The sequence below is a fragment of the uncultured Zhongshania sp. genome (genome assembly GCF_963975605.1).
Taxonomy (GTDB): domain Bacteria; phylum Pseudomonadota; class Gammaproteobacteria; order Pseudomonadales; family Spongiibacteraceae; genus Spongiibacter; species Spongiibacter aquimaris.
This window is the reverse complement of record NZ_CAXBHN010000001.1, coordinates 281597-306003: the sequence shown is the minus strand read 5'-3', so window position 1 is coordinate 306003 and position 24407 is coordinate 281597. Positions and strand designations below refer to the sequence as shown.

Sequence of the window (24407 nt, the reverse complement as noted above, 5' to 3'; positions counted from 1 at the left end):
CAGGAGAAAACCCAATGCGTTTCCCAGCCCTAGTGCTTCTGCTTATTTTGGCGCCGCTGAGTATAGCCGATCCTTGGCGCACTGACCCCATGACTCCCTTAGATGAAAAGTATATGGAGGATAGCCGCACGCAGCTAAATGACCTCAGCCGCATTGAACTCGGGCGCAGTTTCGGCGAAAGCCGCGACAATGACCTTCGCCTGATACAAACCCTGCTGGACCGCAAAATCGTCACCGGCGATCAAACCCGCCTGCTGCAGGCAATGGGTATTGTCATGGGCGACTATCTGCGCAAGGAACACAGTCTCAAATGGGTCATTTATATCGACAGATTAGGTCGCAGTCGCGCCCTAGAGGTGCCCTTTAAAGACGAGGCGATATTCCCTGTCACCCAAATATCAAGTCGCGCAGCGGTTGGCGGCGACATAGACGTCAAGGCGATATACCAAAGACTAGAATCTGAAATTGCCCGAGCTAAAAAGAAAATCATTGTGCGCTAATGCGAGAACCCACAGGCAGCGAAGTCCATCGCTGCCTTGCTAGCTCACCTAAACACCCAGAAAATACAGCAACACCGGAATACTAACAAAGCTGATCAGGGTTGAGCTCACCACCATTCCCGCCACCACATCAGCTTCACGCTTATACTGCATTGCCAGCAAATAATTGAACACCGCAACCGGCGTAGCGGACTGCAGTAACAGTACCTTGCGCTCCATACCTTCGAGATTCAAAAAATACACGGCAGCGAACCCGCCGGCGAGCCCAACAACTAAGCGGAGCACACCCAGACCAATCGACTTTCCGGCCGCGTGCAATTTCAGCGAACCCAGGGATACACCCAAGGTAATTAGCATCAGCGGAATGGCAAGCCCACCCAAGAGACTCAAGGTATTTTGCAGCGCGAGCGGCAAGCTCCAGTGATTTAAAATTAGCACGCAGGCAATCGCACCCGCATATATGATCGGCGAGCTAAGTACGCCTTTGACCATCGCCTTGCCACTTAATATCGCGGCCCCCAATGAGAAGTGGACGATGGTGGAGATCAGAAATATCCCCAAACCAATTGCAAGTCCCTCTTCGCCAAAGGCAAAAAGACACAGCGGCAAGCCCATGTTGCCAAAATTGCCAAACACCAAGGGCACCAGAAAACTGCGCAAATCAACGCGCAAGATCAAGCAGGACAGCACAGCAAACAAAGCGCTAAAACCTAGCATGCACATACTGGCATACAAGACGTGCTGGAGTTGCGCAGCGCCAATCTCTGTTTTTCCCAGCGTACCCACGATCAGCGCAGGCGTACCCACACTCAGTACCAGTACCCGCACAAAGTCATGATCAAAAGGCTGGCGTAAACGCACCCAAAATACGCCGATGGCGGCGCACAATATAATCGGCAAAATAATGGGTATAAGTGGATAAACTAGCGACATGACAACTCCGACATCGCGATTACCAACACAGCTCGCGAGGCAGTATTATCAGCGTATCCCAAGGCATTTCCAAGTGAAGCATTTATTGCACGGAAAATTACGCAGCTATGTCTACGTTCATCTAGAACGCTGAGCTCAACGTACACTGAGCAATCGCAAATCTATATAACAAGCTACACACAACGACTACTCATGACTCCTTTAAATCCCAAAAAGCTCCTCAACAGTAAATGGACTGCGCTTAAGCCCGAGCGCAAAGAAAAGCACTTTTTGATTCGAGAAGTCGAGTTTGATGAGGATGGCCAGGTGATTCACTGCCTCGTGGAAGCCATCATGACCAAGCGAGAATTTGAAATTGACTGGCGGGATTTAAAAAACACCGCCCGCTGGCAAGCGGGCTGGTGCTAACACATTAACTAGAACTGATCTGGACGCAACATGGCGTCGTGGCCGCCGTCGACAAATACAATCGATCCCGCCATAAAGCTGGCTTTGCTGCTCAAGATAAAGCACACCACATCGGCGATTTGTTCAGGCTTACCAATTGAACCGATCGGTACACTGTCACCAAAATCTTTCATCACTTGGCCAAGATCTTTATCGGCGAGAACTTTATCACTCAGCGGCGTATTGATAATGCCCGGCGCCACAGCGTTTATACGCACACCTTGCCGCGCATAGTCAGGGGCATTGCGACGCAGCCAACAACTTAGCGCATGCTTTGAACCCGCGTAAGCAGTGTGGCCATCTTTGCCGTCGACGAATTCGCAGGCCTGCGCTTCTTTATCAGCTAACAATAATTCGACGTAATCATCGTGCCCAACCATGGCCGCGGAATTAGAGGAAATCATCACTACACTGCCTTTGCGCTTCACGAGTAAATCGAGAAGTCCTTCAGTGACGGCTACGGCGGCAAAGTAATTTACTTTTGTGATTAGTGAAAAAGGTCGTACTGATGGCCCCAAACCGGCACAGGGAATAAAACCGTCGAGGCCGTTTGGTGCCAGCGCCCGAATGCCATCTATGGCCTTTTGTCGACCCGCCAACTCCGACAAGTCTGCACAAACATCACCCTCAACGAGGTCAACCACGATCACCTTGTGACCCGCGTCGCGAAGTTGCGATTTAATCGCCGCGCCAATGCCAGTCGCGCCGCCTGTTAATGCATAAATGCCCATTCCTTATTCCTTTATGTTTGGCAACAAGACTTATCCGACCGCAATCAAAGCCTCGTCAGCGGCCAACTTACTGCGCTCATATTTATGTGCGGGTGTATTGACGATCTCATCGAGCGGAGCGGCAACGCGAGAGCGCTGACTCTGCTGCTCATCTGCGGGCCCGTAAAGGGTATTGCGCTGAAACGGTTGACGATTAGCGCGACGAATACGCGCCTCCATCTGCTCTGGCGCCGTTTCTTGGCCGTGCACAGCGCCTGCAGCGCGAGTGATAGTCTCATTCATCAAGGTGCCACCAAGATCGTTGACCCCGGCATTTAGCAACGCCTCTACACCTTGTTCGCCCATCTTCACCCACGAGGCTTGAATATTGTCGATCAAGCCATTGAACACCAGTCGCGCGACGGCGTGCATCAGCACCGCCTCACGGAAACTAGGCCCGCGCCGTGACTTTCCTTTTAGGTAAATCGGTGCTTCTGACGCCACAAAGGGCAGCGGTACAAACTCGGTAAAACCGCCGGTTTCCACCTGCACTTGTCGAACCCGCAATAAATGCCGTGCCCACGATTGATAACTATCAACATGGCCATACATGATGGTTGCCGTTGAGCGCAGACCCACTTTGTGAGCTGTCCGCATCACCGTCAGCCATTGCTCAGAGTTTATTTTGTCTGGACATAATACGGCTCGCACTTCGTCATCTAACACTTCTGCTGCAGTTCCCGGCAGAGTGTGTAGGCCAGCTGTTTTTAATTTCTGCAAATAACTTTCCAGATCCAGGCCCAAGGTTTCAGCTCCCTGCCACACTTCTAATGGCGAGAAAGCATGAATGTGCATATCGGGTGTAGCCGAGCGCAGCGTGGCCACAATATCGAGATAGGTTTGGCCTGTGTACTCGGGATGAATTCCGCCCTGCATACACACTTCACTGGCACCGCGCTGCCATGCCTCAATTGCGCGTCGCGATATTTCTTCGCCTGACAAATCATAGGGCCGACCGCGCAAATTCTCACTTAGCTTACCCTTGGAAAACGCACAGAACTGACATTTGAAATAACACACATTGGTGTAATTAATATTGCGGGTAACAACATAACTCACTCGTTCGCCGCAGCGCTGCTGCCGCAGCTGATCCGCCGCGCGACACACCGCAGCAAAATCACTGCCACGGGCGCTAAACAGGCGCACAATATCAGCTTCGCTTAATGCTTCTGCCTGTAGTGCCCGATCAATTAAGTGGCCAATATCAGCAGATACCGGCCCGTAGTTCTTTAATGAAGCGGACTCTGATCGCAACAGTGCCAAGTCGGCAGTTGGTGCAGCCACATCCTGCCCCGCAACCCAATCATCTTCCTTGGGAAGACCTTGGCCATCGCTTAATTGTAAAACCTTGGTATGCAGCGCAGCGTCTAGCCAGCGCGTATATTGCCGCACATATGGAGGGTAAATGGTCAAACGCTCGTGCAAAAACTTCCCTGCGCTGGCGGTTTCTTGCGCCAAGTTCTCTAAGTGCGGCCACGGCGCTTCGGGATTGACAAAATCGGGCGTAAGCGGCGACACGCCACCCCAGTCATTTAAGCCCGCAGCAACCAATTGCGGCAATACACCTGGGCTCAAGTTCGGCGGCGCTTGAATGCTCATGTCTGCGCCAAAAATCAAACGCGCTACCGCGATAGTCCACAGCAACTCATTTAAATCTGGTTCAGGGGCCGTCGCCATTTTGGTATTGGGTTTAGCGCGAAAATTCTGAACGATAATTTCTTGAATATGGCCGTAGCGCTGATGCAGATCGCGCAGTGCCAAGAGAGATTCCACCCTCTCGCGACGGGTTTCACCAATACCGATCAATATACCAGAGGTAAATGGCACCGATGCTCTGCCCGCTCGCGCAATCGTTTCTAACCGCAGTGCGGGGTCTTTATCTGGAGAGCCGTAATGCGGCATGCCCTTTTCGCAAAGCCGGCTTGAGGCAGATTCAAGCATGATGCCCATTGAGGCCGAGACCGGCCGGAGCATCGCGATTTCCGCATCGTCCATGCAACCCGCATTTATGTGAGGTAGCACATTGGTTTCTGCCAACACTCGAGCAGCAACATGAGCGAGATACTCCAGTGTGCTGGCAAAGCCCATCGCCGCCAAGGCATCCCGCGCCGCCTTATAGCGAAGTTCAGGCTTTTCACCCAAGGTAAATAACGCTTCCTTGCAGCCCATGCTCTCCGCCACTTTTACCTGAGCCAAGACGTCATCGACGGGCAAATAGGCCTGCTCTATTTTTTTAGGGGTTTTCGCAAAGGTACAGTAATGACAAACATCGCGGCACAGATAGGTGAGCGGAATAAAAACCTTGCGGGAATAGCTAATGCCATTGTAAAAACCACGATCACGCAAGCCTGCCGCCGCCGTCATCAGCGCCTGAGTTTCGGTCATGTCGGCAAGCGCTAATGCCTGTTCGGTGCTCAGGCCATCATCGCCTACGTGAGACAGTATTGCCGCAAGTGCGTGTTCCACGGCTAGCCCTTTGCTCATACGACACTCCACGTGGGTACAGGTGTATTTGCTGCGCCATTAGCCAATTGTTTTAATCTCTGCGCGATGCCATTTTGATGTAAATAGGCCAAGGTTCGCTCTGCGGCGGGCAAGGCAATCATCGCCAGCAAGCGCTGCAGATCTTCTTGGGTGTCAATGTCCTGGGCAATCCCCGGCAGGGAAATAACTTGTGCGGGCAACGCCATTGCCATGGCTGACGCTTGATGCGCTGCGCAGCTGTCGCGGCCATAAGACAGGGCCGGAACCCGCGCAGGGTCGCACATCAAAATATTACTGCCGCGACCATGTCTATCCGTGGCGATACTCACTGCGGAAGGATGAGCCAGTGTTAGGGCAGCGTGCTGAGAAATAAGTAAATCCAACTCTTTCTCACCCAGCAGCGGTAAATCGCCGTGTATAACCATTGCCACACTCACCTTAGATTCGCTCTGTGTGAGTGTCGCCATTTCCTGCAGCGCCGCCGCGACGACGCCATTTAAGCCACTGCGACCAAGACCCCGCTCAGACCAGCAATCTATTCCAAAATGTTCTGCCAATAATTGCGCAGCGGGATCATCCGACACCACTACAATACGCTCAAATCCCGGGTGCGCAGCTAAGACCGTCAGAACGTCTTCCACCATCGCATGAAATAAACCTCGGCGTTCCGACACGGTCAAACATCCCGCAAGACGCTGCTTGGCCTGCACAAAATCTTTTAACGGCAATAGTGCCCACATATTGTTATACGCTTCTGTCCGTTCACTTTTATTATGAAAGAGCTTTGCACGATTGCTATTTCATCCTCTGCCAGAGAACAAAACACCGCTTCCTGCAAAGATCTCTATGAATGTGTTTTGCCAACCTGTTATGCGAAAACCCTCAAGCCCGCAAGCTTGCCGCAAATGCCAACACGTCTTTCGCTAAGGAAATCTTGCTCTCAATATCCGTCATTAAACTCGGTGCCACGCTAACTGCTAAGCCCATGGCCGCAATGTCATCCATGTACTCCGCATCGGCCTCATCCAATACAAAGCCATCCAGCAAATCACCGTAATACTCCGCCACCGCCAGCGCCGTGGCTGGCATATCTAATTCCCGCATCATCTTCGCCGCAGGCCCCTTTACTGCACGGCCTGCAATAATCGGTGACACTGCAATAACGGGCGCCGACGACGCCTTTAGCAAACGCCGGCAATCGGGCAAACTCAATATCGGATCAATACTGACAAAGGGATTCGACGGGCAAACTACAATGGCCGCCAAGCTCGCATCCGTCAACATCTCGCTTACCAGTGGATTTAATTTAGCTGAATCCACACCCTCAAAGCGCAGATCGAGCACTTCAGGTTCACATTTATCGCGCACAAAATAATGCTGAAAATCTAGCCAACCTTGAGCGGTGTTCACCTTGGTCGCTACCGGCTGCTCAGTCATCGGCAACAGCGTGTGACAAATACCCAAGCCCGTCGCTATGCGCTGCGTTGCGGTAGACAAGGTTTCGCCGGCAGCCATAAGCTGCGTTCTGAGCATATGGGTTGCCAAATCTTGGTCACCAATTTGAAACCATTCATCACCACCCAATCTGCGCATGGCAATGAGCGTTCGCCAGGTCTCGTCCCGCAAGCCCCAGCCGCGCTCCTCGTCGTTTAAATCCGCAAGGGCATACATCACCGAGTCAAGATCAGGGCAGATGCGCAAATCCCAATAATCAAAATCATCGCCGGTATTTGCCACGATTGTCAGTTGCTCAGCGGCTAACACTGCCGCTAAACCTCGGCATAACTTTGCACCACCAACACCACCACTTAAGGCCAATACGCCGCCGCTAAATGCTGTTTCCGCGGGGAGACTTACCTCAGCCATTAGCGAAACATATCCTTCTCTCGGTCGCGGATTAAAGACGCGGAGCCAAGCGCTGATGGGCGCAGTTGTGCACCGCGAATCAATACCACCGGCAGCGCCTCGTCACCTTGCCCCATCATAAAAGACGCCGCTGCGGCTAACTCATCGGCCACAGCAACTTCGGTAATTTCCAGTGGTCGGCCATATAAATCTTGCTCGCCAACGCGGTTTTCCAATGCCTCAAATCCGGCGGTGCCAATCGCAAAGCCCATGGTGCCATTGCGCCAGGCCCGGCCGGCGCTGTCATTGATCAAAATATGGACGTTTTTGCCGGTGCTCGCCGATAGCGACGAACGCAATGCAGCCGCGCTGCCATCGGGATTTTCGGGCAACAGTAACAAACGCGGATTCTCGTCATCGCTGCTTATATTCGAGCGATCAATGCCCGCATTGGCGTGCACATAGCCGAGTACATGCTCAACAATCACCACCCCCGGTCGGCGACGAATAACCTCGCGGGACTCATTTAACAAGACCTGCATATGACGCGGATCTTTATCGCACTGCGCCGCCAAGGCAATCGCCTCGGGCCCGGGCTCTACTTCGTTTAAATAGGCGTAACGGCCTTCCGCTTTAGACACAATTTTTTGCGCCAGCACCAAAACATCACCATCCTCTAACACCCATTCGGAGTCATCCAAGGCCTTGAGAATAAGATCCGCCAGATTATCGCCGGGCTCCACCATTGGGATCCCAGCTAGCGCGTGAATAAGCAATGACGACGTCATGTTGGATTAATGGTCCAAGCCCGTTAATTTGATCCCAGCGTGACACTTATATTGCTTGTTGATAAAGATCAGTAGCGAGGTCATTGCCTCAACTGCAGCGGCATTGGCGATGCTACCGGCGTGAAAACCACGCAGCCCCGCCGCCTCGACCAGCTCAATCACTTTTGCACGCGCTTCTTTATTGTCGCCGCACACTAAGACATCGCAGTCCATCCCTTTGCCATCCTGCAAATGCACTGCCGCCACATTCTGAAAGGCCGATACGACACTAACGTCCTCACCCAAAATATTCTGGGCAATCTGTCCCGCTGAGCCTTCAGCCGGCAGCTGCACTCGGGCAACCTTTGGCGGTACCAAGGGCACGGTCACATCAATTAAGATTTTGCCCTGCAAAGCGGCCTTAACACTAAGCAGCGTGTCAGCATGGTGAGCAAAGGGCACAGTTAATGCGGAAATATCTGCCGCATTGGCCGCAGCGACATTATCCATTGCCCTAACCGATACGTCCCCTACTCCGCGCTCTTGCATTAACTCACGCAATTCCTGCGCCGCAGTCTCGGCTTTTTCTTGGGTGCGTGAACCGATGATGATTGGGTAGCCGGCCTCGGCCCAACGCCTCGCCAAACCAGTTCCTAAACCGCCGGTTCCACCTAAAATTGCCACTACTGCTTTTCTTTCACTCATGTAGAAATCTCGCATTGTTATTCAGTTTGTCATGCAGACTGCGACGTCTAATGCTCATTATTTAAGCGCCGAAGTAAGCAAAATACCGTGTATATAAGGTTTAGTGTATACATGTTGACCCAGCGAGAATACTGTCAAAAACGGTCTATCATCAAACAAATCCGATCGTTTTAGGCATTCAAAATAACAATACGCGGGTGTTCCAGCCCAAATCGTTCTCATTTAATAGGAGTGCCCACTCAAGCTGCATTTAATCAGTTGCCAGCGCTCAAACAATTAAGCATTACAGATTAGTCCCTTCAGACTACCCTTGTCGAAAACCACGCTACAGGCCACGTATTACGGCAATTTCATATTGGCATAGAAAATTGACGTCCCTGTATATTCCATTTCCGTGCGATCAAAATACGGTAAACTTAACGTAGATTGGCCTAGCTAAGCTTAAACAGCTGGAATTGTTTTATACCGGAGCAACCAGCGGAATGGCACAGCCTATAAAAAAGCTTATCAAATCACATGTGCGACGGAGTGGGAATGCAGAACAGACTAAACTTTAAGGGCCAGGTTGCTATCGTGACTGGCGGTGGCAAAGGTGTTGGCCGTGGAATAAGCGAACGCTTCCTCGAAAACGGTGCTACCGTCATTATCTGCGGCCGCAGTGAACCTGATGAGCTACCCACCGCAGATGGCAATACCGCTGTATTTCTGCCACTGGATGTGCGGGACGCCGATGCTATACAGAGTTTCGTCGATACCATTGTCCGCGACTACGGTCGCATCGACGTGCTCGTCAACAATGCCGGCGGAGCGCCAGCTGCTGACGCCGCCACCGTGTCGCCAAGATTCTCAGAATCCATTATTCGACTAAACCTACTGGCACCGCTGAACTTCGCACAGTCCTGTAACAAAGTCATGCAAACCCAAGACAGCGGTGGCGCTATTATCAATATTGCGTCGGTAAGCGCAGTCCGACCATCGCCAGGTACTGCGGCCTACGGTGCTGCAAAGGCGGGCTTAGTCAGCTTATCTACCTCTCTCGCCGTTGAATGGGCACCCAAGGTGCGCACCAACACCATCATCGCCGGACTCATTCGCACTGAGCAAGCTCACCTGCATTACGGCGACGAGGCGGGGATCGCTGCGGTAGGTAACACGATTCCACTGGGCAGGATGGCCGTACCCCAAGATATCGGTGACGCCTGCCTATTTCTAGCAAGTAATCTTGCCTCATACATCAGCGGATCAACCCTAACCGTGCATGGTGGTGGCGAAAACCCCGCATTTTTAGGTGCCGCAAACGCAGAATAAGCGCCCTATCAAGCTCGACGTTAAGCGCTATTTGCCTCACAAATAGCGCGTCTCAGCCTTATTGCGGTATCCCCCCTTAAAGATGTAGTGAATTACCGCAATTCACTACGCAATCTATGTATGCAGACCTCGGTAATTTCGAATAATCACGACATCACCACCGGAGTACATTGTCCAACAAGTAAGGAGTTAAATTTTTCTCGACGCGACGATCCACTATCGCCAGCCGCCGACAACCAAAATGAGGCGCACCATGACACCCAAGCAAATAGCTATCGTTCAATCGCAGTTACAGGCAGTGAAGTCCATCGGCAAGCCTTTTGCCAAGATCTTCTATGCACGCCTGTTTCAGTTGGCACCCGATTTACGAAACCTATTTAACTGCGCGGATAACGGCAAAGACCGCAAGCTCATCAATATGCTTTGCACCACAGTGCACTCATTAGAAAATATGGATGGACTCAAAGTAGTCGCCCACAATATGGGACAGCGCTATAGCGAACAAGGCATCAACGAACGTCACTACGATTTTTTTATACAAGCTATGCTAGAAACATTAGAGATGGCACTTGGCGACGATTTTAGTGGTGACGGTAAAGCCGCTTGGGTCAGCATGTTAGCCATGGTAAAAGAAACGCTGCTAGAAGCGAGTAGCTACCACAGAATTGAGCATACCGAGTGGGGTCATGAAGTTCCTATGGCATTAGTGGGTTAGTTATTCGGCGCCAATGTAGTTTGAAATACTGAATACACAGCAAGAAAACGTGCATCGACTTGTATTGAAGCCCAAATCGATGCCGTTACGCTATCAAACGCTTTTTGCGTAAACAGTAACCACCGCGGCCCCACCTAAACCAAGATTATGCTGCAAAGCCACCTTCGCCCCGGTAACTTGTCTCGCCCCAGCCTCTCCGCGCAATTGGGTTGTTAATTCAAAACACTGGGCTAAACCGGTTGCTCCAATGGGGTGTCCCTTAGACATCAATCCACCAGACGGATTTACAACAATTTTCCCGCCATACGTATTATCGCCATCGGCTACGAAACGACTCGCTCCTCCCTCAGAACACAGCCCCAAAGCTTCGTAACTAAGCACTTCGTTTGTGGTGAAACAATCATGAAGCTCAACGACATCCACATCCGCCGCATCAATCCCCGCCTGGGAATAGGCGTTAGTTGCTGCCTGTCTAGTCATACTCGAACCCACCAAGTTCATCGGATCGCTAAAGCTGTCGAGCTTATCCGTAGCCATGCTTTGTCCCGCAATGACGACACCTCGGGTAATACCGTGATGCTTTGCAAAGTCTTCGCTACATATAATCGCTGCCGCCGCGCCGCAGGTTGGCGGACAGCACATTAGTCGGGTGAGATAGTTCATATATAGCATCGGTGAGTTCATCACCTCGGCAAGCGAAAGCGGCGTATTGAATAAGGCATAGGGGTTATTCACCGCATGATTACGGGTTTTCACCGCTACCTGCGCGAACAACTCAGGTTTTGCGCCATAGCGTTCCATATAGCTATGGCCAGCAGCGCCAAAACAACGGAGCGCCAACGGGGCGGCCGGGTAATCTAGCCTGTCTAAGGCTTCGTCAAAAATAGTAAATGGCGATTCTCTATCATCCCACTGAGATGCAATTGCACCGCTGGGCATTTCTTCAAATCCCAGGGCGAGAACACAATCCACTTCACCACTTAGAATGGCTTGCCTAGCAAGATAAATCGCACTAGAGCCCGAGGAGCAATTATTATTGACATTAACCACCGGAATACCGGTCATGCCAACATCATAGATCGCTCGCTGACCACTACAGCTATCGCCGTATATATAGCCGGCAAATGCCTGCTGAACATCCGAGTAATTTAGACCCGCATCTTTTAATGCATCACTCACTGCCTCGCTAGCCATCTCTCTGTAGGGAGCTTGCTTTCCAGGCTTGGCAAATTTCACCATGCCTACACCAGCGACAAGAACCTGATTCATTAAACCCCCTAATAAAGCGCTAGCAAGTATCGACTATGATCTAGAAATTAAAAAATCCGCGCTTTTCGCACGGCAAAAAAAATTAGTCGTATTTATAATCAAACGTGATGCCGTAGGTGCGAGGATCGCTGACGTATCGCGTTACGATGTCGCTTACCACCTGCACATGCCCCGTGGTCGCGTACTCGTTAAATACGTTTCGGCCGTATAGCGTCACCATCCATTTCGCATCTGATCGTCCAAAACGCAAACGCGCATTTGTGATAGCGAAATCGTCATGTGCAAAGAACGGGTCACCATCTAAGGTAGAATTGGTTTCATCTTTAAAGCTGTAATCTACCCCAACACCGGCCTCATATTCGTTGCCAATTGGTAAGCTGTAATCCGCTAAAATCGTATAACTCAGCTTCGGTGAATAGTTAAATTCTCGGCCCGTTAAATCTGCCGGTTGGCCTCGGGTATTAAAGGCATTCGGAAACTCCTTAACCTCGGTCTCGATATACGCACCTGCGGCAGAAAGGTATAGGCCTTCAAACGGTGATCCTGATATATCTATTTCAAAGCCGGTAACTTTGGACGATGGCGCATTTTGTAGCTGTGGTAGCGAGCCGAATAGCGGATCTTGAATACGCGAAAAGAGCTGCTTGTCGACATAGTCATAATAGAAAGCGGCAGTATTGAGCTGCAAACGACGATCAAAGAAGTTTAATTTAGCTCCAATTTCATAGGCGTCAACCTGCTCTTGGCGGGCGGGTACATACTGCCCCTGATCGGTGGTGTTTGTGACCGGGAATGAACCTGATTTAAAGCCCCGCGACCTAGACAAATACATCAGTACATTGTCATTCGGCGTCCAATCCCCAACGAGACGCCAAGACAAGCTGTGCTCCTCTAGATTATCTGTGTAGCGATCAAACTGGCCATCTTCGGTAAGGGTAATACATTCACCGGGTGTGGTGACATCTGGAGTGGTTAATGCAAGTAGCGCGCGCTGCAGTGACAATGCCGTGAACACGAGGTTTACATTGGTATTATTATCTTTGGCGTCATCTGCTAGGCAGCCGTTGAAATCCCGTTCCTCATCAGTGTAACGGGCTCCAGCGGTCACTTTTAATGTGTCGGTGAATTGCCATTCGACGTTACCGAAGGCAGATTGAGAACGGTATTCCATTTCCCCATCACCAATGTAATAGCTGCCCAATAGACTTATATCGTCAAGCCCCGGTAAGGCGCCGACAAGGGGAACAACATAAAAAACGCTGTTGTTATCGCTAGCACCAAACAGACGATAATCCGTTCCGGTTTCATGTGGGGTAGCATGCAGACCGGCAGTCCACGTAACTGGCCCATTGAGTAGCTCGGCGCTTCCCGTTAATCGGAACTCAACGTCGACATTTTCAATTTCAGAGAAAAGCGTAGTTTCTATATGTCGTTCGGAATAAGACGAAGCGGGAATTTCGCTGCCATCTGCTTCAAAATTATTATATGAAACCAATAAAATACCTTCGACGGTCTCCGTAAACATCCAGGAAAGACGCAATGCCGCCTGATAGAAGGTTTCATCCTGGGTGAAATCGTAGGGTTTACCATTTACGTCTACACAGGAGGAATGCCCCTTACAAAACTCGGCGGCACGCGGGTCATCAGAATCTGGAATAAACGGATAATTCTTCACATTTTCCGATGCCAGCAAATCACTTTGGGGGTTCTGCGCATTAAAATATACCGGCTGTCCGGCACGGCTATCACTGCGATCTCGCCACCCAGCCAACATCAACCGCACATTCACATCGTCGCTCGCATCCCAATCAAAGATGGATCGAAGAGAAAACTTATCCTGCTCACCCAGCTCGCGGCTGCGATCTGTATTACTGTATTGCCAAGGATCGCCCTGCAAAATATAGCGCCCAGCAAAACGATATCGCAAATTGTCTGACACTGGGCCACTTACATAGGCTTCTAGATCTTTGCGATCAAATCGACCGTAGGACGCAGTCACACCCGCCTCTAAATTGTCAGTCGGCTTTTTAGCAATATAGTTTATGGCCCCGCCCGTTGTGCTTCTGCCAAATAATGTGCCCTGGGGGCCTTTCAGAATTTCGACCCGCTCGACATCAATATTAGGACCTTTGGACATAATGGAGTACGGCATACTGACTTCGTCGATGTAGACCCCAGTTGTCGGGCTAGCAAAATAGGTTGAATCTGGAAAGCCAACACCACGCAATGTATAGACCGGCGCACCGTACCCACCTTCAGACGCTGAAAAACCTGGAACAATGATATTGAGATCACGGGTGTCAGTTACGCCTAGGATATCCAGCTGCTCACCGTTCAGCGCAGTAACCGCAATAGGGACATCATTTAGGTTCTCCTCTCGCCGCTGCGCCGTAACCACCACCTCTTCTAGTAAGGCATTGCGGGTTCGCGAGCTCTTTTTATCTATGCCGTCCTGTGCCTGTGCAAACGTGGCTGCCGCCATCATAATGGAAAGAGAAACGAGGCTAATAACAAAAGGGGGACATTTCCTTCTATACTTTGGGGACATATTTTATCTCATCCTTATTTTTATATTTTCATGCGCTCAATGAAATAAATCTAGCCTGCATTGAACATTCTGAGTAGCAAGTTCAGTTTATGTAAAATGCGGCTATGTCTCACACTACCCATTTGTGCAGTTTTAGAATTTACGTATCGAAATCTAAATTTACGGAATACAAAGTCAGACAGTCTTAGCTAGCCTTTCTATGGCAAAATCAATATAGAAATTCAAACTATCTGGATTTTTCATAGAGCCCGCACTAGCCACCTCAGCCGCTTTCGCCCCCTTTAGTAACTTCCTGACTGGCACCTCTAATTTTTTGCCAGTTAGGGTGTAAGGCACTTCTGCAACAACGACAATCTCGTCGGGTACGTGCCGCGGAGAACACTGCATTTTCAACTCTGACTTAATCGTATTGCGCAAGCTATCATCTAGCTCAACACCGGGTTCCAAAGCCACAAACAGTGGCATATAAAAACCACCATTTTCAGTCTCGACGCACACGATAAGACTGTCAGCGACACCCGCTACGGCTTCGACAGTGCGGTAAATCTCTGCGGTGCCAATACGAACGCCAAAGCGATTTAAAGTAGCGTCAGAACGGCCATATATATAACAACCTCCCCGCCCATTGATTTTTATAAAATCGCCGTGCCGCCAAACACCGGCTATATCTTCGAAATAGGACTTTTGATAGCGCTCGCCATCTTCATCATTTAAAAAATATAAAGGCATCGATGGAAATGGTAGATCGCAAATTAGCTCACCCACTTGATCGATACATTCACGCTGATGATCATCGACAGACTTTACCGACATACCTAAAGCCCGAGCCTGTATTTCTGCGGCATAAACTGGCTGCGTCGGTGTGGCTGCCACAAATGCACTTGCAATCTCAGTGCCACCACTTTGGGAGGTTACCCACATATCTGACTTCACATTCTGATAAAACCAATCAAAAGTGGATGGCATTGATGGCGAACCACCAACCAATACTGTTGATAATCTTGTCAGCGCAAAATGATCCTTGGGAACAATATGGTTGGCCTCCATTAGCTGAACATAAGTGGGACTAGCCCCAAAGTGCGTAGCGTCACTTTCTTCGGCCAAACGCCACAAGGTATCGGTACTGGGGTAAACTGGGCTACCGTCATATAAAATAATTCCTGCTCCCGACAACATCATGCCGACTAGCAGATTAAACATGACCCAGCCCGTCGTTGTGTAAAAGAAACTATTGTCGCCCGGCTTCAAGTTCATATGAAGACTCATGAACTTCAACATTTCGATTAAGACGCCAGTATGGGAGTGTGCAATGGCTTTCGGTAAGCCTGTCGTACCTGAGGAAAAAACAAACCAAAGGGGATGCCGCGCACCTACCCGTTCAAATTTAAATCCCTCAACACCAGGGTCCTCTGTACTCAGCAGCGTCGGCCACGTTTGAACCGGAAGTTTGGTATTAAAGGCCGGGCAATCGCCGAGCACATCTAACCGCACCAGCTGTTCAACTGAGGGTAATTTAGCAAGCAAATCCGACAGCACCTGTGTGCGATCAAACCGACTGCCGTTAAAGGTGTAACCATCGCAAAAAAGGACCAGCTTTGGGCTAACTTGCCCAAGCCGGTCAAGAATCGCCTGAGTTCCGAACTCAGGCGCCGCATTGCTCCATACCGCGCCAACGCTTATCGTTGCAAGCATCGCGACAACTGTTTCTGTGCGATTCGGTAGTACCGCGCTGACTTTATCGCCTGGTTCAATTCCCAATGAGCGCAGCGCAGTAGCGACCCGCCTGACCTGCTCATGTAACTCATTCCAGCTAAGCACGCTGAGCGAATCACTTTCTGACATCGCCGATATGGCGGGATGATCCCCTTTATGCCGGAGAATATGTTCCGCGAAATTAACCTTACTCCCAGTAAACCATGTCACCCCAGGCCGCATTTCACGGCTGCTCATAACCTGCTGATAAGGGGTATCCGATATCACCTCAAAATATCGCCACAGCGCAGCCCAAAAGTCTTCTGGCTCCGCCACCGACCACTGCCAAAGCGCGCTATAGTCATCACAGCTCGCAATTCCTTGTTGTTTCAACCAGGACATCAAGCTCGTCATATTGCTGCTAGCAACAAATTCCTCTGTGGGTGACCACAAGCACTGACCTTCCTTTACAGACATCAGACTCTCCTTCTTATTGCTGACGCAGTGCGGCGATCTTTGTTCGAACAACTTCGGGCTCTACAAAACCTGGTAGCTCTGCGTAAGCCCATTTGCTATCTAGCGCTGCCGTCTTACTTTCACTCTCCTGCCAAAATTCGGCTGAGAGCGATACCAAATCTGTATTGTCACTACCGGCATCATCACCCAGGCAATAATATTGCTGGCTATCAAATTGTGTGCCGACCAACGGTTTGCGAAAGGCAAATTGCCAGTGATAATTTTCAGCGACATTCGCCAGGGGTTTATAAAGCTCAACGCTGGCACCGGCATTTAAATCCGACTCAGACAAGGTGCTAACGATACCCGCTATTCCCGACGGCTTTAGCTGTCTCACGGTGTCCGCCAGATACACTGAGGTCGAGTCAATATCGAGGTCAGACAAGGGCTCAATTTTCGCGGCGGGGTTGGCACGAGCATGCGCCCACGAAATAAGGGCCGCATTCGACGGAATCTCTAGCACCACCTCCGTGTCCACCATCGCGCAACACACTGTCATCCACTCCAGCATATCTGCGCGTAAATCCTGGTTTGTCAGAAATCGTTTTATCGCAAAACGAACACGACTTTTGCCGGCCATTGTTTGCAAAACATGGGGATGCCTATCGATCCAGCTGTCTAAAAACCCCATCAAGGGCACACTGATTCGATCAGCTTCGAGGATACCCTGAAGCTTTTTATATACTTCGGCGAACTCTGTATTATTAGCCCACGGTAGCGCCCTACCGCCGCACAGTACATGCTCTGCGAAAGCATGGGCATTAAGCCAAATTGCCGGACCTGTCTTGTTTTTTTCTACCATCATTTTCTATTCACCTATCAACAATTTCGAAAGCCCTTAAGATAGCGTTTGCAACGCCGCAAGCTGCGATTTTAGCTGCTGGATCTCTACATCCTTTGGGTCCGGCATGATGATAGGAGGCAACTCGGACGGCAGCGCCTTACCGAATGGCCCGCAATACAACTCTTCGGAGTTATTCCAACGACCAAAGAACGGCACCGCCGGTGGTGGCTCAGGATTGACACGTGTCGCCATAAATTCATCCCAGCTGATACCTTGGGCAAGTCGACCCTTGAGTATTTCTGTGCGGCGCTTCGCGGTCTCTGCCTCATCGATGGCGTAGGTTTCGGTGTCGTAAACAACACCGTATAAATCGCTCGCCGTCTCTGCGCGGATAAGCCCCTCTTCCAAATCCTTAATAACCATCTCAGGATCGCGATCTAACACGTCGCCGTAGCCACCGCCGCCACCTTGGCTGGTCATGAACAGCTCGCCCTCAGGGTACAACTCGAATGCAACTGCCATCGAATGACTGCTGTATTCCGCTCCCTCGATCAGGCGGTCATTCATAATGCTTGCCATCGACGCTTCGAACAATTCCGGTGTTTCTTTCAATACATTGAACAAATTTTTACCGCGTACTCTCACCGTACCGTAGGTAGGGCAGGCATAGCCGCCATAAAGACCAAAGGTAGACGGGAAGTAAGAGCCACCAGTAAACGTTTGAAAACCAAACGGCTGCTCGCCGTAACGCATGAGGCCGTATTCATAAGCCGCTCCGCCTCGAAACTTGCCGAAGCCGCAGTTACCCGGCCAAATTCGTTTAGATATCGCGTATATGAATGGCAACTTCTCTTCAGCATCTTCACTTTCGCCGATATCGACATTGGCGCCGAAACACGGTGCAATACTGTGTTCACCATCCTCGTCGCACTTCGCACCACCGGCCATACCATTGAGATCACCACACATATTCCCGCAGGAATCCTGATGCTGAGTTACCCCCCCGTAAATAATGGCGGCGGGTTGGTTAAACCAGCCCGCTTTGGTTTTGCCATACTTCTTAGGTGCACCGAAATACAATTTGGCAAAGGCCAATTCTGCAGCCGTCATAATCTTGAACATTGGCTGAATGCAGAGCGCCACCGGAACCTGATCTGAGCAATCAGCAATAGAACCCGGGTCAGTAATAAACTCAAAGCAATCAATAATCGCTTGTGCACACGGCATATCAGGCCAAATATGGTGAGCAAGCGTTATCGCTACACCCAGTACCTGAGTACTCAACAAACTATTGATGGGGCGATTAAATAATTCCGGAGAGCTGCCACGCAAATCAACGATGACTTTGTCACCCTTCACCGTGAAGCAATACATCACTTTTAATAACGCGGGCTCGCGCATGGTATCGTCAATATAGAATTGTGTGCGCACAGTGCCGTCGGGCAATTCCGCAATGCGACGACGACCTTCGTCGCGCATAAATTCCACATTGCTTCGCAAAAATCCAACAATTGAATCTATGCCGTAGCGAGCGATATGCTCTTTGCCTCGGCGCTCCATTCGGCAGCAGGCCGCTAAGCGCGCTTTCAAATCCGCCAACATGGTTTGCGGTTCACGACAACTATTCTGAAAAAACGTCACTAAATCCGTTTTTAGGGCGTAGTTCTCTACCATTTTAATCGGCGAGCCACGCAGACCCTCATCCCAAGGCGACTCGATCATCGGCCCCATACCGCCTGGCACACGTGCGCCAATTTCACCTTCATGCATGGCGCAAACACACCAGCTAACAATTTTTCCGTCATGGAAAATGGGCATAAAAAGATGTTGATCAGGGCTGTGAATACCACCGTAGTGAGCATCATTTAGCAAGAAGCCGTCGCCCTCATTGATACCCACCGTGTCATCGGCCTCAAAATATTTCCGAATAAAGCGGATGGGATAATGCAGGCTTACCGTAAACCCGGCCACACCACGAGTAGACGCAAGTGAAAGATCACCTGCCGCGGTAAAGTAGCCAGTAGACATATCTGCGCATTGCGCAGCGGGTGAAGCCACAGTCATTTCCGCAATTTTAAATGTTTCGTCAAGCGCTGCACGCAGGCCGGAGCGGATTTCAGCGTATAGATGGCTGTCCACCCCAGCACTTAACACTTGCTCTTCATGCAGCGAACGCGCAGCAACATGATGATTACGCTGGATCTCTGGATCGGGGCCCAAGAAGGCCCTATTTTTACTCAGAAAACGATCAACCAATTCTTGATCATCAGCGGTATCAGGATTTACCAAATTTGTGCTCATTGTTATTTTCCTCACTCCAATGCTGGGGAGCCGTCAATTATTGAATTACTGCTCGAGCGTGTCGTTTTCGCAAATAAACCACACCGCGCCTTGGGCGGCTGCAACATAGCGCCAACCGGGTTCTACCAAGTAGGTGGTTTCTCCTGGGTTAACGATTGCTGGGCCAGAGATTTCAACACCTTTACTCAGTGCGTCAGGACCGTATATCGGCGTGCGTATCGGGCCGGAGTTACCATTGAAATAGCACTCCCGATAGGTCACCGGTTCCGGCGGAGATAGCCGTTCGGTCGGTGGCCGCAAGTCTGAAAATTTCACTGTACCTAAATCCACGCGGGACACGACTCGAACGGTAGAAACCCATACTCCCGATTCAGGGGATACAATTTCGCTGCCATATCGCTTGGCAAAATCTGCGTTCATATATTCAATCGCCGCCAACACTTCCTGCGGCTTCTTCAAGCGACGATTTTCAAGTTCGATACTCACTTCCATCTTTTGAATACCGTAACGCATGTCTAATTCCAGGGAGTACTGAATATCCTCTTCACGGAAGCCTTGACGCAGCAAATCAGCGCGCCCCTTCTCTTCCAAAGATTCAACCAAACGATTGAATGCACTGTATTCCGAATAAAGTGCACGGGTATGTTTATTGTAAAAACCCAGCGACACATTTTTTTCATGGATATGCATTTGATCTAAACCCGCACCGCCGCATGCGGAAAACACACTGCTGTATGGCGGCGCGAGAATTTTCTTAATACCCGCCTTGTCGGCAATACCACAAGCGTGCAAAGGGCCGTTGCCACCGTAGGCTAGAAACACAAACTCGCTGGCTTTGTAGCCGCCGCCATTTAGCTCTCGAACGAGACCGGCAGCCATTTCACTATCGGCCATTGATTTAATAAGGAGGGCTGCATCAAGTTCTGAAATATCCATTTCATCACATATATCCTCGAGCGCCTGATAGGAGCGACGAGTGTTCAATGGGATCGCGCCCTTGGCGTAATTCTCCGCATCCAAGTAACCCAAAAGTAAATCGGCATCGGTAACGGTAGGGTTCATTCCACCTCGGTCATAACAAGCTGGACCGGGATCGCTGCCGGCACTTTGAGGACCGACACGCACGGTATTAAAAATCGTGTCGTAACTTGCAATAGAACCGCCACCGGCACCCAATGTCACTAGATGCACCATGGGTAGCGACACCCGCCACCGGTCGACCACGGGGTTAAAATCGTAGTGTTTAGTGCCGCCGTCAGTAATTAAGCCGATATCAAATGAGGTTCCCCCCATATCACCGCAAACGATATTTTGAATATCACCCTGTAGTGATAATTGGCCTGCTGCGTGTATTCCCGCCACAGGACCGGAGTGCAGGGTTTTTAGCGCATCGGTGGAGTTTAACTGGGCCATGCCCCCCGAGTTGTGTACTAACAACATGGGACGTGTGTAGCCGTTTTCGCGAAGATTTTGTTCAAGCGCACTCATCGCAAAGTACATTGTAGAATGCAAAAACGCGTCAACTATAGCTGACGAACTCCGAACATATTCACCCTTGCGCCCCACCACCTGATGAGACAACACCATGGGTATTGCACCGAGCATCGACGACGGAAATTCTTCTTCGAATATTTCCTGAATACGCAATTCGTGCTCAGGGTTTTCAACCGAGTTGATGAGGGTAACAACAAGGGCCTGAACACCAGCATCCACCAACTGTTTGAGTTTTTCTCTAACGTCGGCTTCGTCCAAATCCATTAATATTTTGCCGCGATAGTCCATACGCTGTTTTACAGAACGTATGCGCGAAATTGGCACCAGGGGATCTGGACGCTTGGCCCTAGACATATCCCTGGCTTGCTCGTCTGAAAGGCCATCGCAATAGCCGCGACCGCGGGAAATAGGAATCGTGCTTTCGAAACCCGTGGTAATCAAAACGCCAACTTTAGGGCCCTTGCGTTCGATAAGTGCATTGGTACCTAAGGTTGTCGCATAGCGCACGGAATCTACCGACTGCAACAACTGGCGGCGATCTATGGTTAAAATTTCACAAGCCTGATCAAGGGCATCATTAAAACCCAGCGCCAAATTATGATGGCTAGTCAACGCCTTGGTTTGTATAAACTGCTCGCCCCAACTGACAAAGCAATCTGTAAATGTGCCGCCGATATCTACTGCTATACGTTTCATTATTGTGCCTCCAACTAAGATCGAAACGCAGCGGTAGTCGCTGAATTGGCTTGCAAGTCAGATCCGCTCCACTTCTCTTTCAAGGAGTCGATATCAAGTTCCAAGTCGTGAAGCGGTGCGTGGCCGGGGACGGTGTATTCAACGTCCATCATCAAGCCGCAATTGGGACAGTAAAACTCATATATCACGCACACTTCGGGATCCGGAGAAAAACAAAACCGATACCGCTCAGGGTCGAGCAATGGGTGATGCACCTCTCGGGGGTTACGATCATAAATGAGTAAAAACCGCTTATAATTCTCTCTTGCCGATCCTAAAACGTGATCGCACCTATCGCATTCCCACATCTCTTTTTGAAGATCGACACGCAAATATTCCGTCGCTAACACCTTCATTATTATTTCTCCTTATTCTGAAATCGCTTGCTGACTTGTGGCACTTAATACAATGTCGCGATTTGCGGTAAACTCAAATCCCCAACCGCGCGGTACGCTGCAGGTCCAAAACGCTTCTTCCAAAACCACCGGCCCGATACCCGCCGCACCCGCAATTTGATCCTCGACACGAAATACCGGTACGCGCTCAGACTCACCGCCCGGACCAATCAATGCTCGATCAGAAAACACCTTCGGCTCACTGGATTCCAAATGGACTTTCGGGGCTAGTCTCGCGTGGCTTATGCGTCGGACTGCGCGCACGCTGAGGAGCACGTTGTCGCCCTGCACCTCCGCACAAACAAGCTCACCATCGCTACCCACCGCTAACTCATGGCACTCACCTGCAAGTTCATACCACACCTCTAACTCGCACTGCTCTGCGCTGTAGCCTTCTGTGCTCATATCACGCAAAACACGATCTTTAAGTCGTTCATAGGCCTCGGCAATCGTGCCACTATTCACATCGCTTACTGCCTCAGTTGCCTGATGAGCAATATCGCTAAAGCCGATACCGTGGGCGCTAAATACCGCCGATAAGCGTGGAATTAGCACCGTAGCAATCCCGGCGCTTTTGGCGACTGCGGCGACACCCATCGGCCCACCACCACCAAATGCCATTAATACGGTATCGTCGGTAATCGTGGTGTACTCACGAATGCCATCGGCGATTTTTCCCGCCCACGCGTCTAGCATTTGCGTACACGCCTGCTCTAAGCTGAGAGACAACGGCTCGGCAACATGACGAAGAATGGCGGCTTCCGCCTTGTCATACTTAAGCGCCAATTTGCCGCCGAAATACGTTTTGGGGTCGAGCAAGCCAAGTACCAGCAAGGCATCGGTAATTGTTGCTTTATCGCCCCCCATACCAAAGCAGGCAGGGCCAGGCGCTCCACCCACCGACTCAGGGCCAACTCTAATTTCGCCGCCTTCAGCTCGAATTATTGAGCCACCGCCAACGCCGACACTCACAATTTCCGCCAGCGGATCGCTGCAGCGCACACCCTCGATTAAACCGAGGCGACTATCGACAATCTTGCCATCTTCGATCAAACCGATATCAGTGGTAGTACCACCGACATCCACCGTAATCACACGCAGGTAGTCGTAATAATTGCTATATGCCAAAGCACCCTCAGCACCGCCACGGGGACCTGAGCTGTATGTTTTTAATGCAATTGTTTTCGCAACTCGACCGGAATAGCCGTCATTTCGATATACAAGCAAGGGATTTCGGGTACGAAAGTGACTCAATTCACTTTCGGTGTTGTAGAGGAAACGCTCCATCGCTGGATGTAGAAATGCATTGAACAGGGCGGTCCACAAACGAACATTTGGATTTGCGTTCCGACACAAGGCATTGGAATACAATACCGGCACCGAGCCCAGCAGATGGCGCGGAAACGAGCGCAACATCATCCTGTGCAATGCCCGCTCTTGCTCGACATACGCATCGCCCGTATAGGCAACAACAATTCGACTCGCGCCAGCAGCCGCGAGCTGCCCTACCGCCTCAGTCAGCGCTGTATGATAATCCTCAGGAGCGAGCGTCGTATCGAGCACTACCACTCGAGCGCCCAAAAGATCGGCGTATAAAGACGCTTGATGATCGTCTTCACGGCACCAGTCATTGTCGCTAGTATTCAGCAGCAACCCCAGCGAAGGCCCTTTGCGCTCAACCAGAGCATTGGTTCCCTGCGTGGTGCTGTATCTTATGTGATCAGTAGATTGCAGCAGCGCGCGCAAATCTTCATGACCATAGATATCCTCTGAAATCTTCTTAAGGCCTTCGAAAAAGCACTTACTCAAATCAAAGGGAGTAGTGATTGTCTTGGTGTGATACGAGTTATCGCCGTCCAATACCCAAATATCAGTAAGCGTGCCGCCGTTATCAATGTTGATAAGTTTTCCCATGCCAGATCTCTTCTTATCTATTTATGTGTTGCATTCTCTCCGTCGAGTAGCCCTGCGCCAACTACCCAAACGAGCAGTTATTTTTATTCAGCGGTGGGCGTGATCACTAAGAGAATCAGGCTATTATTGGCAAAGAACGCGCCCGGCTAGCACTACCCACATGGGTAGATGAATCAAGCCACGGTTTAAGGTACAAATTAGGAATGTATCAAGCGCTTGCGCGGCCTAGCTACAATACGGATCACATAAGCGTGGGCGGCACTTGAACAAAAAACATATAAATAG

19 protein-coding genes are annotated in these 24407 nt (G+C 50.5%); 4 read left to right on the top strand and 15 right to left on the bottom strand.

What is annotated here, in order from left to right:
- The first annotated feature begins 14 nt into the window (after positions 1 to 14).
- Positions 15 to 500, top strand: coding sequence for a DUF3806 domain-containing protein (locus AAC007_RS01340; RefSeq protein ID WP_219042096.1), 486 nt, complete (start codon positions 15 to 17; stop codon positions 498 to 500).
- A 48-nt stretch (positions 501 to 548) separates the two neighbouring features.
- Here the strand turns inward: AAC007_RS01340 and AAC007_RS01335 are convergent, their stop codons facing one another.
- On the bottom strand, positions 549 to 1433 hold the full coding sequence (locus tag AAC007_RS01335; protein WP_339674233.1) for an AEC family transporter: 885 nt from the start codon (positions 1431 to 1433) through the stop codon (positions 549 to 551).
- Between the two features lie 192 nt (positions 1434 to 1625).
- Between AAC007_RS01335 and AAC007_RS01330 the strand changes: the two genes are divergently transcribed.
- Positions 1626 to 1841 (top strand): TIGR02450 family Trp-rich protein, encoded by a 216-nt coding sequence (locus AAC007_RS01330; RefSeq protein WP_219042098.1) that lies wholly within the window; start codon positions 1626 to 1628, stop codon positions 1839 to 1841.
- An 8-nt stretch (positions 1842 to 1849) separates the two neighbouring features.
- Here the strand turns inward: AAC007_RS01330 and AAC007_RS01325 are convergent, their stop codons facing one another.
- From AAC007_RS01325 to npdG, 6 genes are all read right to left on the bottom strand, one after another.
- The gene (locus tag AAC007_RS01325; RefSeq protein ID WP_339674228.1) at positions 1850 to 2611 is read right to left on the bottom strand and encodes an SDR family oxidoreductase; all 762 of its coding nucleotides are present in this window, start codon (positions 2609 to 2611) and stop codon (positions 1850 to 1852) included.
- Between the two features lie 30 nt (positions 2612 to 2641).
- Positions 2642 to 5134, bottom strand: a complete 2493-nt coding sequence (gene cofH / locus AAC007_RS01320; RefSeq protein ID WP_339674225.1) for a 5-amino-6-(D-ribitylamino)uracil--L-tyrosine 4-hydroxyphenyl transferase CofH — start codon at positions 5132 to 5134, stop codon at positions 2642 to 2644.
- Positions 5131 to 5874 carry a 2-phospho-L-lactate guanylyltransferase gene (gene cofC, locus AAC007_RS01315; protein WP_339674222.1) on the bottom strand — a complete coding sequence of 248 codons (744 nt, stop codon included), beginning with the start codon at positions 5872 to 5874 and terminating at the stop codon, positions 5131 to 5133. Before cofC ends, cofH begins: the two co-directional genes overlap by 4 nt.
- 142 nt (positions 5875 to 6016) lie before the next feature.
- Complete coding sequence (gene cofD / locus AAC007_RS01310; protein WP_339674220.1) at positions 6017 to 7000, bottom strand: 2-phospho-L-lactate transferase; 984 nt, start codon at positions 6998 to 7000, stop codon at positions 6017 to 6019.
- Positions 7000 to 7767 (bottom strand): coenzyme F420-0:L-glutamate ligase, encoded by a 768-nt coding sequence (gene cofE, locus AAC007_RS01305; RefSeq protein ID WP_339674218.1) that lies wholly within the window; start codon positions 7765 to 7767, stop codon positions 7000 to 7002. The genes cofD and cofE overlap by 1 nt, the downstream gene beginning before the upstream one ends.
- 6 nt (positions 7768 to 7773) lie before the next feature.
- Positions 7774 to 8451, bottom strand: a complete 678-nt coding sequence (gene npdG, locus AAC007_RS01300) for an NADPH-dependent F420 reductase (RefSeq protein WP_339674216.1) — start codon at positions 8449 to 8451, stop codon at positions 7774 to 7776.
- A gap of 534 nt (positions 8452 to 8985) precedes the next feature.
- Here npdG and AAC007_RS01295 point away from each other — a divergent pair.
- Both AAC007_RS01295 and AAC007_RS01290 read left to right on the top strand, forming a co-directional pair.
- Positions 8986 to 9759 carry an SDR family oxidoreductase gene (locus AAC007_RS01295; protein WP_296434686.1) on the top strand — a complete coding sequence of 258 codons (774 nt, stop codon included), beginning with the start codon at positions 8986 to 8988 and terminating at the stop codon, positions 9757 to 9759.
- 253 nt (positions 9760 to 10012) lie between these two features.
- Complete coding sequence (locus AAC007_RS01290) at positions 10013 to 10474, top strand: globin domain-containing protein (RefSeq protein WP_339674212.1); 462 nt, start codon at positions 10013 to 10015, stop codon at positions 10472 to 10474.
- Positions 10475 to 10567: 93 nt separating this feature from the next.
- On the opposite strand, the gene AAC007_RS01285 is transcribed toward AAC007_RS01290, so the two are convergent.
- The 8 genes from AAC007_RS01285 to AAC007_RS01250 all read right to left on the bottom strand — a co-directional run bounded on the left by AAC007_RS01285 (position 10568) and on the right by AAC007_RS01250 (position 24122).
- Entirely contained in the window at positions 10568 to 11743 is a 1176-nt protein-coding gene (locus tag AAC007_RS01285; RefSeq protein ID WP_339674210.1) for a lipid-transfer protein, read from the bottom strand.
- A gap of 82 nt (positions 11744 to 11825) precedes the next feature.
- Positions 11826 to 14291, bottom strand: a complete 2466-nt coding sequence (locus AAC007_RS01280) for a TonB-dependent receptor (protein WP_339674208.1) — start codon at positions 14289 to 14291, stop codon at positions 11826 to 11828.
- A 174-nt stretch (positions 14292 to 14465) separates the two neighbouring features.
- Positions 14466 to 16460: an acetoacetate--CoA ligase gene (locus AAC007_RS01275; protein ID WP_339674206.1), complete on the bottom strand. Its 1995-nt coding sequence runs from the start codon at positions 16458 to 16460 to the stop codon at positions 14466 to 14468.
- Positions 16461 to 16473: 13 nt separating this feature from the next.
- Positions 16474 to 17304: a hypothetical protein gene (locus AAC007_RS01270; protein WP_339674203.1), complete on the bottom strand. Its 831-nt coding sequence runs from the start codon at positions 17302 to 17304 to the stop codon at positions 16474 to 16476.
- Between the two features lie 33 nt (positions 17305 to 17337).
- Positions 17338 to 19584, bottom strand: coding sequence for a hydantoinase B/oxoprolinase family protein (locus AAC007_RS01265; RefSeq protein ID WP_295870804.1), 2247 nt, complete (start codon positions 19582 to 19584; stop codon positions 17338 to 17340).
- Positions 19585 to 19629: 45 nt separating this feature from the next.
- On the bottom strand, positions 19630 to 21774 hold the full coding sequence (locus tag AAC007_RS01260) for a hydantoinase/oxoprolinase family protein (protein WP_295870802.1): 2145 nt from the start codon (positions 21772 to 21774) through the stop codon (positions 19630 to 19632).
- Between the two features lie 14 nt (positions 21775 to 21788).
- A complete protein-coding gene (locus AAC007_RS01255; RefSeq protein WP_295870799.1) occupies positions 21789 to 22169 on the bottom strand; it encodes an acetone carboxylase subunit gamma in 381 nt (126 codons plus the stop codon).
- Positions 22170 to 22181: 12 nt separating this feature from the next.
- Positions 22182 to 24122 (bottom strand): hydantoinase/oxoprolinase family protein, encoded by a 1941-nt coding sequence (locus AAC007_RS01250; protein WP_339674196.1) that lies wholly within the window; start codon positions 24120 to 24122, stop codon positions 22182 to 22184.
- Between the last annotated feature and the right edge of the window lie 285 nt (positions 24123 to 24407).